Source organism: Dyadobacter sp. CY347, assembly GCF_021502655.1.
Lineage (GTDB): Bacteria > Bacteroidota > Bacteroidia > Cytophagales > Spirosomataceae > Dyadobacter.
Genome location: NZ_JAKFFT010000009.1, coordinates 25485 through 39464, shown reverse-complemented (window position 1 = coordinate 39464; position 13980 = coordinate 25485). Strand labels below are relative to the sequence as shown.

General features: G+C 46.9%; 10 protein-coding genes. 6 read left to right on the top strand and 4 right to left on the bottom strand.

The genetic code is table 11. The features are described 5' to 3' along the window. The first annotated feature begins 178 nt into the window (after positions 1-178). From L0659_RS21010 to L0659_RS20995, 4 genes are all read left to right on the top strand, one after another. Positions 179-3922: a SusC/RagA family TonB-linked outer membrane protein gene (locus tag L0659_RS21010; RefSeq protein ID WP_235128547.1), complete on the top strand. Its 3744-nt coding sequence runs from the start codon at positions 179-181 to the stop codon at positions 3920-3922. 21 nt (positions 3923-3943) lie between these two features. Further along, positions 3944-5533, top strand: a complete 1590-nt coding sequence (locus tag L0659_RS21005; protein ID WP_235128546.1) for a RagB/SusD family nutrient uptake outer membrane protein — start codon at positions 3944-3946, stop codon at positions 5531-5533. 100 nt (positions 5534-5633) lie between these two features. Continuing rightward, the gene (locus L0659_RS21000; protein ID WP_235128545.1) at positions 5634-6395 is read left to right on the top strand and encodes a 5'-nucleotidase C-terminal domain-containing protein; all 762 of its coding nucleotides are present in this window, start codon (positions 5634-5636) and stop codon (positions 6393-6395) included. After that, on the top strand, positions 6367-7317 hold the full coding sequence (locus L0659_RS20995; protein ID WP_235128544.1) for a bifunctional UDP-sugar hydrolase/5'-nucleotidase: 951 nt from the start codon (positions 6367-6369) through the stop codon (positions 7315-7317). The genes L0659_RS21000 and L0659_RS20995 overlap by 29 nt, the downstream gene beginning before the upstream one ends. Before the next feature lie 12 nt (positions 7318-7329). Here L0659_RS20995 and L0659_RS20990 read toward each other — a convergent pair whose 3' ends face one another. The 3 genes from L0659_RS20990 to L0659_RS20980 form a co-directional block, all read right to left on the bottom strand. Beyond that, positions 7330-8943 carry a Na+/H+ antiporter gene (locus L0659_RS20990; protein WP_235128543.1) on the bottom strand — a complete coding sequence of 538 codons (1614 nt, stop codon included), beginning with the start codon at positions 8941-8943 and terminating at the stop codon, positions 7330-7332. Positions 8944-8964: 21 nt separating this feature from the next. Then, entirely contained in the window at positions 8965-10290 is a 1326-nt protein-coding gene (locus L0659_RS20985) for a cytochrome P450 (RefSeq protein WP_235128542.1), read from the bottom strand. A gap of 105 nt (positions 10291-10395) precedes the next feature. After that, positions 10396-10875, bottom strand: a complete 480-nt coding sequence (locus L0659_RS20980; protein WP_235128541.1) for a Dps family protein — start codon at positions 10873-10875, stop codon at positions 10396-10398. A 216-nt stretch (positions 10876-11091) separates the two neighbouring features. Here L0659_RS20980 and L0659_RS20975 point away from each other — a divergent pair, with 216 nt between their 5' ends. Next, on the top strand, positions 11092-11775 hold the full coding sequence (locus L0659_RS20975; RefSeq protein WP_235128540.1) for a lipid-binding SYLF domain-containing protein: 684 nt from the start codon (positions 11092-11094) through the stop codon (positions 11773-11775). A 13-nt stretch (positions 11776-11788) separates the two neighbouring features. Then, positions 11789-11989 (top strand): KTSC domain-containing protein, encoded by a 201-nt coding sequence (locus tag L0659_RS20970; RefSeq protein ID WP_255727544.1) that lies wholly within the window; start codon positions 11789-11791, stop codon positions 11987-11989. Between the two features lie 256 nt (positions 11990-12245). Here L0659_RS20970 and L0659_RS20965 read toward each other — a convergent pair whose 3' ends face one another. Continuing rightward, a complete protein-coding gene (locus L0659_RS20965; protein ID WP_235128539.1) occupies positions 12246-13958 on the bottom strand; it encodes a GMC oxidoreductase in 1713 nt (570 codons plus the stop codon). Positions 13959-13980 lie beyond the last annotated feature (22 nt).

Genomic DNA, 13980 nt, shown 5'->3' with positions numbered 1-13980 from the left:
AATATTCTGGCTGGAAATCTGGCTGGTTTTTTGTAACCGCCGCTTACATATACTTGTCAAGGTTAGCCGCTTTTCATGCACTTTATCACCGCTGGAAACATAGCGGTATGATTTTTGTCGTGCACTATACGTACTCATTTTTCGGGACTTAGTCCTATCACTTAGCCAAACGATAAATATGCAAACAACTCAACGATCAATTGAGGTGGAGCCTGGCACGGGCAATCTCATTTTTCAGAGGGGTCGGGTCTTGCTTTTATTTTGCCTGCTCGGATTTACACACACCTTCGCGCAGCAGGTAACGCCCGATTCCACTAAAAAAGATTCCCTGCCCAGGCCGGCCGCTCAACCCGTTCCGGCGCAGCCCGCACCAGCAACACCTGCTCAGCCCGCACCGGCAACAGTAACCCCGGCAGCGGCAGCAAAACCAGCAACTGACACCCTCCCAAAGCCAAAAACTTCTACTGATACAAATTCCGCGGCCCCGTTGGTAAAGCCAACCCAAAATTTTGACCCATTGGTAAAACCAGCTGCAAAACCGGATTCTGCGGCCCAACCGGGTGGGGCCCAGCCGGGTGCGGCCCAGCCGGGTGCGGCTCAACCACAGACAACCACAACGCCAGCAGCAGGCGCGGTAAAGCCCGACAGCACAAAGCAACCGGCACCAGCCGGCAATGTTCCGGCAGTGCAACCGGCAACACAGCCAGCCACAGCACAGCCAGCCACTGCGCAACCTGCAACACAGCCAGCGACAGCTCAACCAGCAGCGACACAACCCGCTGCCGCTCAACCCGCACCGCAAACCGATTCGCTGAATTTGAATGCTAATCCACAAGCCGGACCGCAGCTAGGGGCCGATGCGCGAACTGTTTCAGGAAAAGTTGTTGATGAAAAAGGATTGGGAATGCCTGGTGTAAGGGTTTTGGTCAAAGGCACTGAAATCGTGTCTGAAACATCTCCGGAAGGCACATTTGAAATGAAAGTCCCCGCCAAAGGCGCCATTCTTGAATTCTCTTTCATAGGTTTTGCAGCAAAAGAGGTTCCGGTAGGGAACCAGTCGAAATTTAACGTGCAACTGGTTCCCGAAGCAAAAGCCTTGAAGGAAGTGGTGGTGGTAGGTTACGGTGCCCAAAGCAAGCGCGACCTTGCCAGTTCGACTTCCCGGGTTTCGTCCCAGGAATATAAATCTGCCGTCGTCAACACGGTCGATCAGGCGTTGCAGGGCCGTACAACGGGTGTTTCGGTGGTGGAATCTTCCGGAGAACCGGGTGCTTCTACCGTGGTGCGGATCAGGGGAAATAACTCATTGAGCGGAAACAACGAGCCGTTATATGTGATTGACGGCTTCCCCATGCCGCCTTACCGCGAAGCGGGAGCGAACTTCACAGGCGCTTACTCGCAGAATGGTTTGTACGGAATCAATCCGAATGACATTGAAAGCATGGAAATCCTTAAAGATGCATCTGCAACGGCCATTTACGGTTCCAGAGGTGCAAACGGGGTGGTTTTGATCACAACAAAATCGGGTAAACGTGGGGAAGGGCGTGTGGAGCTGGTCAATAAAACCTCTTTCGGTACGATCGCTAATCCGATCAAAATGATGAATTCGCGCCAGTATGCCGAAACCATTAATGAAAGCTATGTAATCTCGGGCCGCAATGCACCGTTTGGAAATCTGGACAGTGCCTTTACCAATACAGATTGGGTGGAAGCCGTTACGCAGCCCAGCTTCCGGGAGGACATTACGCTGAGCCTTTCCGGCGGCAGTCCAAAATCTTCCTACTATATATCCGGTAATTATCTGAGAGAAAAGGGAACGATCATCAACTCGAATAACAACAGGGCCAGCCTCCGGGTTAACCTGAACAATGAGATTAATGATTGGTATAATGTAAAAGGCCAGGTTGCTTTCACGAGGCAGAAGTCCAACCGTGCAGTTACAGCATCCCGTGCGTGGCCCAACTCAGGCGGTTTAATGGACGGACTTCGTGCCGCTCCGACATTGGCAGTGGATTATCTGGGAAACAATAGCCTGGGCATTCCAAACTATCAGGGTTATTATTTTGCCAATCCGGTAAACGAGTTGATGGCTAAAAGCGATGTTACGCAGAATGATTATTCAGTCCTTAACATTGAAAACTATTTCAAACTGGTGAATGGCTTACAGCTCGTTGTCAGCCTGGGTGGTAACCAGAACCTGACCCGAAGAAACGTATTTCTGCCACCAAGCACAGCGGAAGGAAATCAGGTAAAAGGACGCGGAAGTAACAACACATCCAATACGTATAGTTATAATGTTAATGCTTACCTGCAGTATGAAAAAACTTTTGGGAAAAACCATTATCTGAACTCGACATTAGGTGTGGAATATAACGACCAGACTGTTGAATTCGTCAGCACAAACTATTCGGGTTTCGATGTGCCGTTTTTCGGTGTCGACAACATTGGAAGCGCGCAATCCCAGGCAGTAGGATCATTTAAGGAAAAGCGGATTTTGCAGTCAGGATTTCTCCGGGCCAATTATACTTTCAAGGGGAAATATGTTTTAAACACTTCGGTAAGGATCGATGGAGCTTCTGCATTCGCGGCTAATAATAAATATGGTGTGTTCCCATCCGTAGCACTTGCCTGGAACCTGGAACAGGAAGAATTCATGAAAAGCGTGACATTTATTTCAAATACAAAACTGCGCGCATCCTTCGGTGAAACGGGAAGTCAGGCCATTGGCCCTTACTCTTCATTATCCCAATACACAAGCGGGTTTTATGAAATGGGACCAGGAGGCGACGGAAGCGTGATCAATACAGGCATTTTCCCAAACTCCATAGCCAACCCGAACCTTTCCTGGGAGCGCACGCGCCAGTTTAACGTCGGAGCCGATTTCAACACGGCCAATGACCGACTGGTTTTCAGTTTTGATTATTACAACAAAGTCACCTCTGATCTGCTGCAACCGCGAAAAGTGCCCACACAATCGGGTGTAGGGACCATTATTGATAACTATGGAACAATGCGTAACCGTGGCGTTGAGCTTAGCATCCAAGCAAACATTATCCAGAAAAAGAATGTGACTTTCTCGTCCAGAATCAATCTTTCACGCAATATAAACACGCTGGTTGACCTTGGAGAACGTACGCAGCCTGATTATGTGAGCATAAACGGAAACTTGCTGGGAGGCGTTTCGGGTATTTTAACGCCGGGTGAGGAAGTAGGTAAGTTTTTTGGCTTCCGCGTTTCCGGTCTGACCCAAACTTCATCCTTCGACAGCGACGGAAATCCAACTTTCCCCACATTTGAAGGTCCCCGTCCGGCTGGCTCAAAAGGAACACCGCTTTATGGTGCCTGGATTTATGATGACGTCAATGGCGATAACATTATCACCGCCGACGACCGTATCGTTCTGGGTAAATCCACGCCTGATTTCACGTTCGGATGGAGCAATGACCTGACCTGGCGCAACTTCTCCGTGAATGCGCTTTTCACTGGTTCCGTTGGAAATGATGTGCTTAACCTCACCAATTTTTACATTAATAATGGCGTCGTTGACTACGGTGGCGTAGGTTTTAACCAATCGGAAGACTGGTATAACAACCGCTACACGGAATCAAACCCGCATAACAATGTTAAATATCCGGGTATTCAGCGCGGCATTGCTTCGGGTGACATTAACTCGACAATGCTGGAAGACGGCAGTTTTATCCGATTAAAAATGCTTAGTCTGTCGTATACTTTCCCAAGATTAGGGCCTATTCAAAATCCGCGTCTGTTTGTCACGGGAACCAATGTATGGACAGCAACCAAGTATACCGGCTTTGATCCTGAGGTTAGTTCGTATGCGCAATCGCTTCTGCAGCAAGGGATCGATTATGGCGCTTATCCGTCCCAGCGTTCGTACACCATCGGGTTCTCCTGTAATTTCTAATTCAGATAAAGCATTACTCATATGAAATACCATATAAAAATCACGGCAATGCTTGCGCTCACGCTGGGCATTGTTTCCTGCAAAGACAACCTGGAAGAATCGCCTTATTCGTCGCTGAGCAAGGAAGTTGTTTTTAAAGATGAAGACGGTCTTAACCAGGCAACCATAGGCGTTTACCAGGCTTGGACAGCGCCGGATTTTGTTGACATTTCCAGTCGGTTTATTCTTACTGAGTCAGGGCACCGTTATGCTACGGCGGGAATTTTGGGTTCTGGTTCCGATCCTTATTATCGTTTCGGACATGTGTCCACGTCTGGTGCGTTCGAGGCGGTCTGGTCCCGGTTCTACAAAATTATTTTTCGGGCCAATACAGTTATAGACAATGCTGCGCGGGCTGTTCCGGGTGAAGAAGAGGAAGCGGATCCGTACATTGCGGAAGCACGTTTTTTGCGGGCTTATGCCTATTTTAACCTTGTTCGTTTTTTTGGCGGGGTGCCTTTGATCTTGCAAGAAATCAATTCGTTATCCGATGAAGATTTGATTTTTGCTCCCAAGGAAACAGATGTGGCTGTTTATGACGCTATCATCGCGGATTTGACATTTGCGGAAGCCAACCTGCCCGATTCCCGCGGCGGCGCTGAACTGGGGCGCGTGTCCGCAGGAGCTGCCAAAGCCATGCTTGGCAAAGTGTATCTGACAATGGCTGGGAAACCTTTAAGCAGGACAGAAAATTACCAGAAAGCGGTTGACAAATTCAGCGAGATCGTGGGTCCGGTAAACGAAGAAAAGTATGATTTTGAGCTGATCCCGGACTTCGCAGAGGTCTTCTCACTGGACAATGAACGCAACCGTGAGATCGTGCTATCATTCGGTTATTTTGTCAATTCTTCCAATCCGAACGGGAACATTCTTCCATTCAATCTTTTCCCGGCCGGGCTGGTCAATGGCGACGAGCAGACGAATTACGGTTTGACTTATGATTTTTATAAGTTATTTGAAAAAACCGATACCCGCAGGCCATTTACATTGGTAGACCGATATACTTTCAAAGGTGGCGGAAGGGCAGGAGCGGAGGAAGGTGACAGCATTATCTACAACCCGACGATCGGCAATTATGTGAACAAGCGCACCAATGCGTCTCTGGCGCATGATGATTTCAAATATGGCATCGCATACGGTAAGCTGGCAAGAGTTGCCCGTCCTGCGGGTGCTGCCATTCAGGGATACAGCGCAGATTTGATAGAATTACGTTTTTCAGATGTGCTGCTTTGTTATGCGGAAGCATTGGTTGAAACCGGGAAGACGGCACTGGCATTGCCCATTTTGAACCGGGTTCGCGCGCGCGCCAAGGCAACGGCTTCGAAAACTACGGCAGCAGCTGCGCTTCGCACGGCTATCCGCAACGAGCGCCGGTTGGAACTTACCGGTGAAATGACAACCGTTTTTGACATTCGCAGATGGGGCACATTGCAACAGGAAATCGCGGCCATGTCCGAAGATCAGATCGTGGATAATGTGCTGATCCCGTATTCTCCCAGATTGGAATTATATCCGATCCCGCAGTCGCAAATTGATGCGAACCCGAATCTGAGACAGAACGACGGCTGGTAAAAATTCTTGAAGCCAATTAATTTAAAGAGACTTTCTGGTTCGCCGGGAAGTCTCTTTTCATAAATTCCTCGCTATTTTTGTAAACGCAACAAATAGCATTATGACCCTGTCTCCGCGACAATTCACTTATCTGGCCTGGACAATTGCGATTGCCTCCCTCTCATCCTGCCAGCGACATTTAGCCGTTACCAAAAACGAATACAAGCAATACGGAATTGATAATCAGGTTGTTGAGGACTCTTCAATTGTAAAATATTATCTTCCCTATAAAGCGAAAATGCAGGCCGAAATGAGTAAAGTCATCGGCCAGACGGAAAAGGCGCTTACCAAACCGTCTGATCCGGAAACATTGATGGGTAATTACTTCGCGGATGCAATGCTTACCGAAGGTTTGAAAAAGGATCCGACCATTCAATTTACATTATCTACGAAAGGCGGATTAAGGACCACTTTTCCGGAAGGCAACATTACAGTTTCGAATGTATTTGAATTAATGCCATTTGAAAATGAGATGGTTACCCTTAAACTATCCGGTGAGAAAGTGCAGGAAGTCATTGATTTTATTGTCAAAAAGGATGGGGAACCGATATCCGGAATGCGGATGAAAATCAGGAACGGCGTTGCTTACGACGTGACCATTGCGGGTGAACCTTTTGATAAAACCAAGACCTACAACCTGCTTACATACGATTATCTGGCAGATGGCGGCGATGATCTCGAATGCTTGCGCAACCCGATTGAACGAAAAGAAATTAACAAAAAAGTGCGCGAAGCGCTTTTGGATAACATAAATGATCTGACCCGTCAGGGGAAAAAAATAACCGCTCAGCTCGATGGAAGAATTGTCATTGTTAAGGAGTAACCGCAGGGATTTCTTGAAAAAGAGCGCGGGTGCAGGTGCTTTATTGGCGTTGGGGAACCCTTTCGAGGCATTTGCCCGGGAGTCGACGGTGCGGCTTACGATTTTACATACGAATGATGTGCACAGCCGCATTGAACCCTTTCCGATGGATGGCTCCCGAAATCAGGGATTAGGAGGCGTTGCCCGCCGGGCGGCCTTGGTTAATAAGATACGTCAGGAGCAGAAGAATGTGCTTTTGCTGGACGCTGGCGATATTTTTCAGGGAACACCTTATTTCAATCTTTACGGAGGCGAGCTGGAAATGCAGATCATGAGCGATATGGGTTATGACGCTGCCACCATGGGCAACCACGATTTCGATAATGGCATTGCCGGCTTCGCAAAGCAGCTTCCACACGCCAAATTCCCATTCCTTGTCAGTAATTATAATTTTGATAATACGAAGCTTAAAGGCAAAACCCAACCTTATAAAATCTTTGAAAAACTAGGCTTGAAAATCGGAGTTTTCGGACTGGGGATTGAATTAAATGGTTTGGTAAACAAAAAGAATTACGGAGAAACCGAATATCTCGATCCGATCACCAAAGCGAACGAAACGGCATCATTTCTGAAAAATGATGAGCATTGCGATCTTGTGATCTGCCTCTCGCATTTGGGTTATAAATACAAAGACAACAAAGTTTCCGATCAGATACTGGCCAAGTCAACGCGTAACATTGACCTTATCATTGGTGGACATACGCACACATTCATGAAATTGCCCGAGGATATCATGAACCTGGATGGCAAAATGACGACCATTAACCAGGTTGGTTTTGCGGGCATTAACCTCGGGCGGCTGGACTATTACTTTGACAGAGAATCAAAAAACAGAAAAATGGTTGCGGCCGTATATCCCGTACATGAGCATGGGCTGGTTTAAACATCAGTGGGATTAGTCCATGTGAAGAAACTGTTGGCGGATTTTTTCTTCTTCCAGATCCAACTGGGCCAGGTGCTGGCGGATCACCTCTGCCTCGAAGGTTTCTTTTTTATTGAATTTATTTAAAACAGCACGCTTATGGTCCAGCAGTTCTTTGGTAATGTGCTGGAATTCTTTGATATAATCGTAACCTTCATTGCTAACTTCAGGATGCTTGACGTGTTCCAGAAACCCGATATCGCTTTCCAGCTTCGCCTTCAAACTTTGCAATAATTCATTTTTAGGAAGTTCGTCGGCGTGCTGCTCGTTGATTAGTTGCAGCGATTCCTCCGCCAGTTTTTTCCTGATCTTAATGTCCTGTTCCTGAGCGGTAATCTCGTAGTCCATCTCACCCACGTCCATCCATTTGATAACCAATGGTAAGGTAAGTCCTTGGAAAACAAGTGTTACCAAAATCACAACGAATGTAATGAACAGGATCATGTTGCGCTGCGGAAACGGCTGACCATTGGTCAGCAACAGCGGAATGGACAATGCAGACGCAAGCGAAACCACACCGCGCATACCAGCCCAACCAAACATAAACGGCGCACGTAGTCCGGGCCTGCTATCGGCGGTGCGGATGTATCGGCTGACCACGACGGTAAAGAGTGAAGCGCCGATGGCAGACGCAAGTCGCGTCAGGATCACTACCAGCGAAATGATGAGGCCGTATTTAATGGCATCGGGCAATGCGCCGGGTCCCATTTCATCCACAATAACAGGAAGTTCGAGGCCGATAAGCATGAAGACAATGCCATTTAATACAAAACCCACTGTCGACCAGACATTTACACCTTGTATCCGGCTTAAATGTCCCATAATGCTGTGGCTGTGATAGGATAGGAACAAGCCGCCCGTTACCACTGCGATTACCCCTGAAAAATGGAATTCTTCTGCCGCAATGTACATGGCATATGGTGCCACGAAGGTCAAGATCGTATCAATGCTCGGCGTGGTAGGAAGCCAGCGGTGGATCGCGTAAAAAACCAGTGCGATGGAAAGTCCGACCACAACGCCCATAATGATAACGATGAAAAAGCTGGTGACTGCTTCCTGCAAAACGAATGTTCCCGAAACCACCGCCGCAACCGCAAACCGGAAGACAATCAAACTGGAAGCATCATTCAGCAAACTTTCGCCTTCCAGAATGGTCACCAGACGCTTAGTAACCTTCACATCTTTTAAGATCGATGTCGCCGCAACGGCATCGGGTGGCGAGATAATGCCGCCCAGCAAGAATCCCAGGGGCAATGTAAACCCGGGAATGATCGAATTGGAGACATACGCGATCACGCAGGATGTGAGGATCACGACAACGAATGCGAAGGAACCGATCACGCGCCGCCATTTATAAAAATCTTTCCAGGAGGTTTGCCAGGCCGCATCGTAAAGCAGCGGCGGCAGGAAGATGAGGAAAATGAGCTGCGGGTCAATGGAAATGGTCGGTAAGCCAGGAATGAAGCTGATCGCCAGCCCGCCGAGCACCAAAACGATCGGGTAGGAGACTTTGATCCGCTGGGCCAGCATGACCAGGAATAAAATGATGACAATCAGCGAAATGTAAAGTGTAATTTGTTCAGACATAGCGGATAATGGTGCTGCTTTTTATCTTACAAAAAGTTTAATTCCATTGGTAGACTTTAACACAATCTGCGGGTGCATGCCCACCGCATGCGCCGGATCTGCCTCAAAATCAAATCGTTTTACGAGCGAGGCCAGGATGAGCTGCATTTCCATCATTGCAAACTGTTGTCCGATACAGATCCTAGGACCCGCTCCGAATGGCAGATAATTGAATTTCGGCCTGTCCTTCAGATTTTCAGCATTGAAATTATCCGGGTTGAATGTCAGCGGATCTTTCCAGAAGTTCGGATTACGGTGCAGCTCGAAAACGGAAAGAAAAACCGAAGTGCCGGATTTGACATCGAAACCTTCAATTTCCTGATCAACCGTTGCTTCACGTGTCATGGTCCAGGCCGGCGGGTAAAGTCTCAGGCCTTCTTCTACAACCTGCCTGGTGTAAGGCATTTGCATGAGTTGTTCAAACGTTGGAACATTATCGAAAATCACACTTTCCTGCCTGATCTTCCTGACAATGTCTGGCTGTTTGGACAGTTCAAGTAACAGCCAGCTGAGGCCGGTTGCGGATGTTTCATGGCCAGCTGCAAACATGGTAATTGCCTCGTCCCGGATCTGCTGATCATTCATTTGCTCACCGGTTTCTTCGTCAATGCTGTCCAGCAAAAGTTGCAGCAAGTCATTCGGCCTTTCGCCTGATATGCGACGTTGATGTATAAATTCGAAAACTAATTTATTAAAATAAGCCAGATCCGTTTCGAAACGACGATTTTCACCATTAAAGGCCATAATGGGAACGCGATATGGCTTGCGAACCCTGGTTACCAGATATTTCTGAGTCCTGTTAACCTGCTGATAAATTCGCGCTTTGTCCTCCGTTGTCATGTTTCCAAACAGCGTTTTGAGCGCAATATCGGACGTAATGCTCATCATTTTAGCATCAATGTCTACTGCATCTTTGCCCCGAAAGGTCTCCATTTCGTCCAGAAAAGATGCGGTAAGGACGCCCATGGCGAGGAATAATTCCTGTAATCTTTCACGGTGGAATGCAGGCTGTACGAGCCGTCTTTGTCTTAACCAAAAATCACCATCGCTCGTAACCAGCCCATTCCCAAGTACGGGACGAAGCATTTTAGAAGAACTTCCTTTTTTGAAATTGCGGTTATGCTGCTGTAAAACATGCCTGAAAAAGCCCGGGTCGCGCGTTACGACGAACTCACGGAAAAGCTTCATCTGGAATGTGTCCCCACAGGTTTCAAATCCCTGATGAAGGAAGTGCAAAGGGTTTTTGGCAAATTTGAAAGGGGCCATAATGCCCAGCCTTCCAAGCTTGTAAACGGGAATGTTACGCATTGTTGGAATACAAAAGAGAATTTACGCAAATAAGTCATTAAGGCATAAAAAAACCATCCTTATGGGGATGGTTTTCCAGACATTCATTTAATAGGTTGATTCCGATTATTTTTTCCCGGCAAAGGAACGGAGCATCCAGGTATTTTTTTCTTTGAATTGCATAAAACGGTTAACCATATCATTGGTTCCATCGTCGCCCGCTTCGTCGCTGGCAATCAGCAGATAACGCTCCAACTCAATCAGTTTTGCCATATCGTCCAGGATCGCTTCCACCATATCCAGGTCGACCATGCCGATGGTGTCAATTTCTTTGATAGACGATTCATTGATATAGTCGGCAAAACGGCTGTGTGGCGGCTTACCCAATGTCAGTACACGTTCCGCGATCTCGTCAATGGTGAGCTGGGCATTGGTATAAAGTTCTTCAAATTTCACATGAAGGGTAAAGAAGTTCTGGCCTTTGATATTCCAGTGGCACCCTCTTAGTTTCTGATAGTGAATGTGGTAATTGGCCAGGTAGTCGTTCAGAAGGTCCACCACAGGTTTTACTTCTTTCTCATTCAGGCTTATCGCTTCGGCATTCATAATTTCTTTGGATTAATGTTAAAGGAATTTATAACAAAACCATACCACGATCTTTTAGTTTCATATATATACGTAAAAGACTCTTTCTGTTTGAAAAATGTGTAGCATGTGCAGAAAAGCGTGTTTTTTCGCATGCAGGCACGATAGTTGAAAGTTGCTCGTTTAATACGCGTCAGACGGGATTTTCCGTTTTATGTCCACAATTTAATTACAAACATGATTACTAAAAATTTCAAACTGCTCAGCGTTCTGGCCATTGTTTTAATGTTGGCCGGAAGCATTTCAGGCGTACGGGCACAGGGTAAGGAAGAAGATAAGATCCGGGCGGCGGTTACTGTGCTGAATGATTTCAGCAGCATGGAGGAAAGCATTCCGGCGCAGCTGCTAGATATCTCGAAAGGGATCATTATCGTCCCAAAATTGATCAATGCAGGCCTGATGGTGGGCGGAAAACATGGCAAAGGAATTGCTATGGTTAAAAATGAAAAAGGTGAATGGAGTGATCCTGTGTTTGTTACGATTACGGGTGGAAGTGTAGGAGCGCAAATTGGTGTTCAGGCTGTGGACCTTGTCCTCGTTTTCAAGAGCAGTAAAACATTAACCGAAATCGGAAAAGGAAGCTTTACATTAGGCGGCGACCTTTCTGTGGCAGCAGGTCCAATGGGCAGGAGCTCATCGGCGAGCACAGATTACAAGTTGGAAGCAGAAGTCTATTCTTATTCCAGAAGCAAAGGATTATTTGCAGGCGTAACCATTAACGGCGCAGCATTGTCCGTGGATGCCAAGGCTAACAATGCGTTCTATGGAAATACAGACAGCGCGAACACGATTTTTACTTCATCGAAAATCTCGTCCAAAGTCGTTGCTGATCTGAAAGATAAGCTTGATGATTTAAATTAGAACCGGATTTGCCATGCCATCTTCTGTTGTCTCGAAAATGATATATGATGGAGATACGGAAACGTTGCGGATTGTGTACGTTTCAGGCATGGTTTACGATTATAAAAATGTCCCTTTGGAAGTGTACCAGGCTATGAAAAACGCTGGATCCAAAGGGACTTTTTTAAATACTCATATCAAAAATAATTATGAATTTGACAAAGTAAGTGACTGATCATCAGTGTGTAACTTCTCGCGTTTGCAGACTTACGGCGTCTCGCAATTCTTCTCATTGCAAAATTTTACTTCCCCCGTTTTTTCATTTCTGCACTTCACTTTACCGGTAATTTTCACTGTCGCACCTTTCTGTATCGACTCGTGGTTTAAGATCACCCAAATGTCCTTGCTACCCTTGATTTTGACACGTGTGCCATCAAAAAATTTTTGTACCGCCATGGTTTACATTATGTTCAAGGGGCAAATATAATGTATCAAATGTTCCCTTTTTTCATTTCACTCACAGCATGGTCTACGGCTCTTGCAGTTAAGGCCATGTAGGTCAGTGAAGGATTTTGCGTGGATGTGGACGTCATGCATGCGCCGTCTGTGACGATTACATTGGGGCATGCGTGCATCTGGTTCCATTTATTAAGCATGGATGTTTTCGGATCATTACCCATTCTAACACCGCCCATTTCGTGGTTTTCGCTGCCTGGATTGCGGTTTGTATCGGAAGTTTTAATGTTTGAAAAACCGGACTTTTCGAGCATTTCACTCAGCTCCGTATAAAAATCCTTGATCATTTTCATATCGTTATCATCAAAATCCACGTGCATTCTCAGCTGCGGGATACCCCAGTCGTCCTTCAATGTTTTGTGCAGACTGACAAAGTTCGTCTCCTTAGGCAGTGTTTCGCCCATCATTTGCGCGCCCAGGCCCCATCCGCTGTTGTCCGGCTTGAACAAGCTTTCTTTTAAAGATTCACCCATATCGTCAGACTTCGCGCCTATTTTAGAAGCTGAAAAAGAAGTCGCATAGCCTCTCAGAAAGTCGGTTTCCTGCTTGAAAACATTTCTAAAACGGGGGATATAAGCGCCATTTGGCCGTCTTCCTTCAACCGTACGGTCGTGGTAACCGTCAAATTCTGCGCTTACCCGGCCTCTGTAATTATGGAAACCGATGAATTTTCCCAGCAGACCATTGTCGTTGCCGAAGCCATTCGGGAAACGGTTTGAAATTGAATTCAGGAGAATTAAGTTTGAGTTAATTGCCGATGCGTTTACGAAAATGATTTTGGCATAATATTCCTTCATTTCCTTGGTCAATGCATCCACCACGCGCACGCCCGTCGCACGCTTTTTCTTCTCATCGTAAATAATGGAATGGACGACTGAATGCGGCTGCAAGGTAAGATTCCCCGTTTTTTCTGCCCACGGCAATGTTGATGAATTCGAACTGAAATACCCGCCAAACGGGCAACCACGCTGGCACATGGTCCTATGCTGACATTTGGCACGGCCCTGTTCCGTATGAATTGGCTGCGGATCGCTGATATGCGCCACACGGCCAATAATGATCGGACGTGCATTGTTGTAATTCTTCGCTGTCTGGTCGCTGAAATGTTTTTCTACGCAGGACATTTCATGTGGTTTAAGGAATTCACCGTCAGGTAATTGAGGTAAATTATCTTTGTTGCCGGAAATCCCCGCAAACTTCTCAACGTAACTATACCAGGGCGCAATGTCCGCATACCGGATCGGCCAGTCGACGCCGAAACCATCTCTCGCCGGGCCTTCAAAATCGAAATCTGACCAACGCTGTGTTTGCCTGGCCCAAAGGAGTGACCTGCCGCCAACCTGGTAACCGCGCATCCAGTCAAACGGTTTGTCCTGCACATAAGGATGTTCAGCATCCTTCACTACGAAATGCATGGCGTCTTCCTTAAAAATATAATGCTTGCTGGCCATCGGGTTTGCCTGCCGGATCGCCAGCGAGGGCTGACCGCGGTGTTCAAATTCCCAGGGCTGCATATTGGCGGTAGGATAGTCCACAATGTGCTTCACATCCTTGCCACGATCGAGGATTAATGTCTTTAAACCCTTCTCCGTAAGTTCCTTAGCTGCCCAGCCGCCACTAATTCCCGTTCCCACCACAATGGCATCAAAAGTGCTCTGCTTTACGGAATCGATATTGAAATTTGACATACTAATAAAATATCTGAATGCT

What these genes read in the sequence shown, in the direction of transcription:
- L0659_RS21010 (WP_235128547.1), top strand. Translation starts at nt 179, where the DNA reads ATGCAAACAACTCAACGATCAATTGAGGTGGAGCCTGGCACGGGCAAT.
- L0659_RS21005 (WP_235128546.1), top strand. Translation starts at nt 3,944, where the DNA reads ATGAAATACCATATAAAAATCACGGCAATGCTTGCGCTCACGCTGGGC.
- L0659_RS21000 (WP_235128545.1), top strand. Translation starts at nt 5,634, where the DNA reads ATGACCCTGTCTCCGCGACAATTCACTTATCTGGCCTGGACAATTGCG.
- L0659_RS20995 (WP_235128544.1), top strand. Translation starts at nt 6,367, where the DNA reads ATGGAAGAATTGTCATTGTTAAGGAGTAACCGCAGGGATTTCTTGAAA.
- L0659_RS20990 (WP_235128543.1), bottom strand. Translation starts at nt 8,943, where the DNA reads ATGTCTGAACAAATTACACTTTACATTTCGCTGATTGTCATCATTTTA.
- L0659_RS20985 (WP_235128542.1), bottom strand. Translation starts at nt 10,290, where the DNA reads ATGCGTAACATTCCCGTTTACAAGCTTGGAAGGCTGGGCATTATGGCC.
- L0659_RS20980 (WP_235128541.1), bottom strand. Translation starts at nt 10,875, where the DNA reads ATGAATGCCGAAGCGATAAGCCTGAATGAGAAAGAAGTAAAACCTGTG.
- L0659_RS20975 (WP_235128540.1), top strand. Translation starts at nt 11,092, where the DNA reads ATGATTACTAAAAATTTCAAACTGCTCAGCGTTCTGGCCATTGTTTTA.
- L0659_RS20970 (WP_255727544.1), top strand. Translation starts at nt 11,789, where the DNA reads ATGCCATCTTCTGTTGTCTCGAAAATGATATATGATGGAGATACGGAA.
- L0659_RS20965 (WP_235128539.1), bottom strand. Translation starts at nt 13,958, where the DNA reads ATGTCAAATTTCAATATCGATTCCGTAAAGCAGAGCACTTTTGATGCC.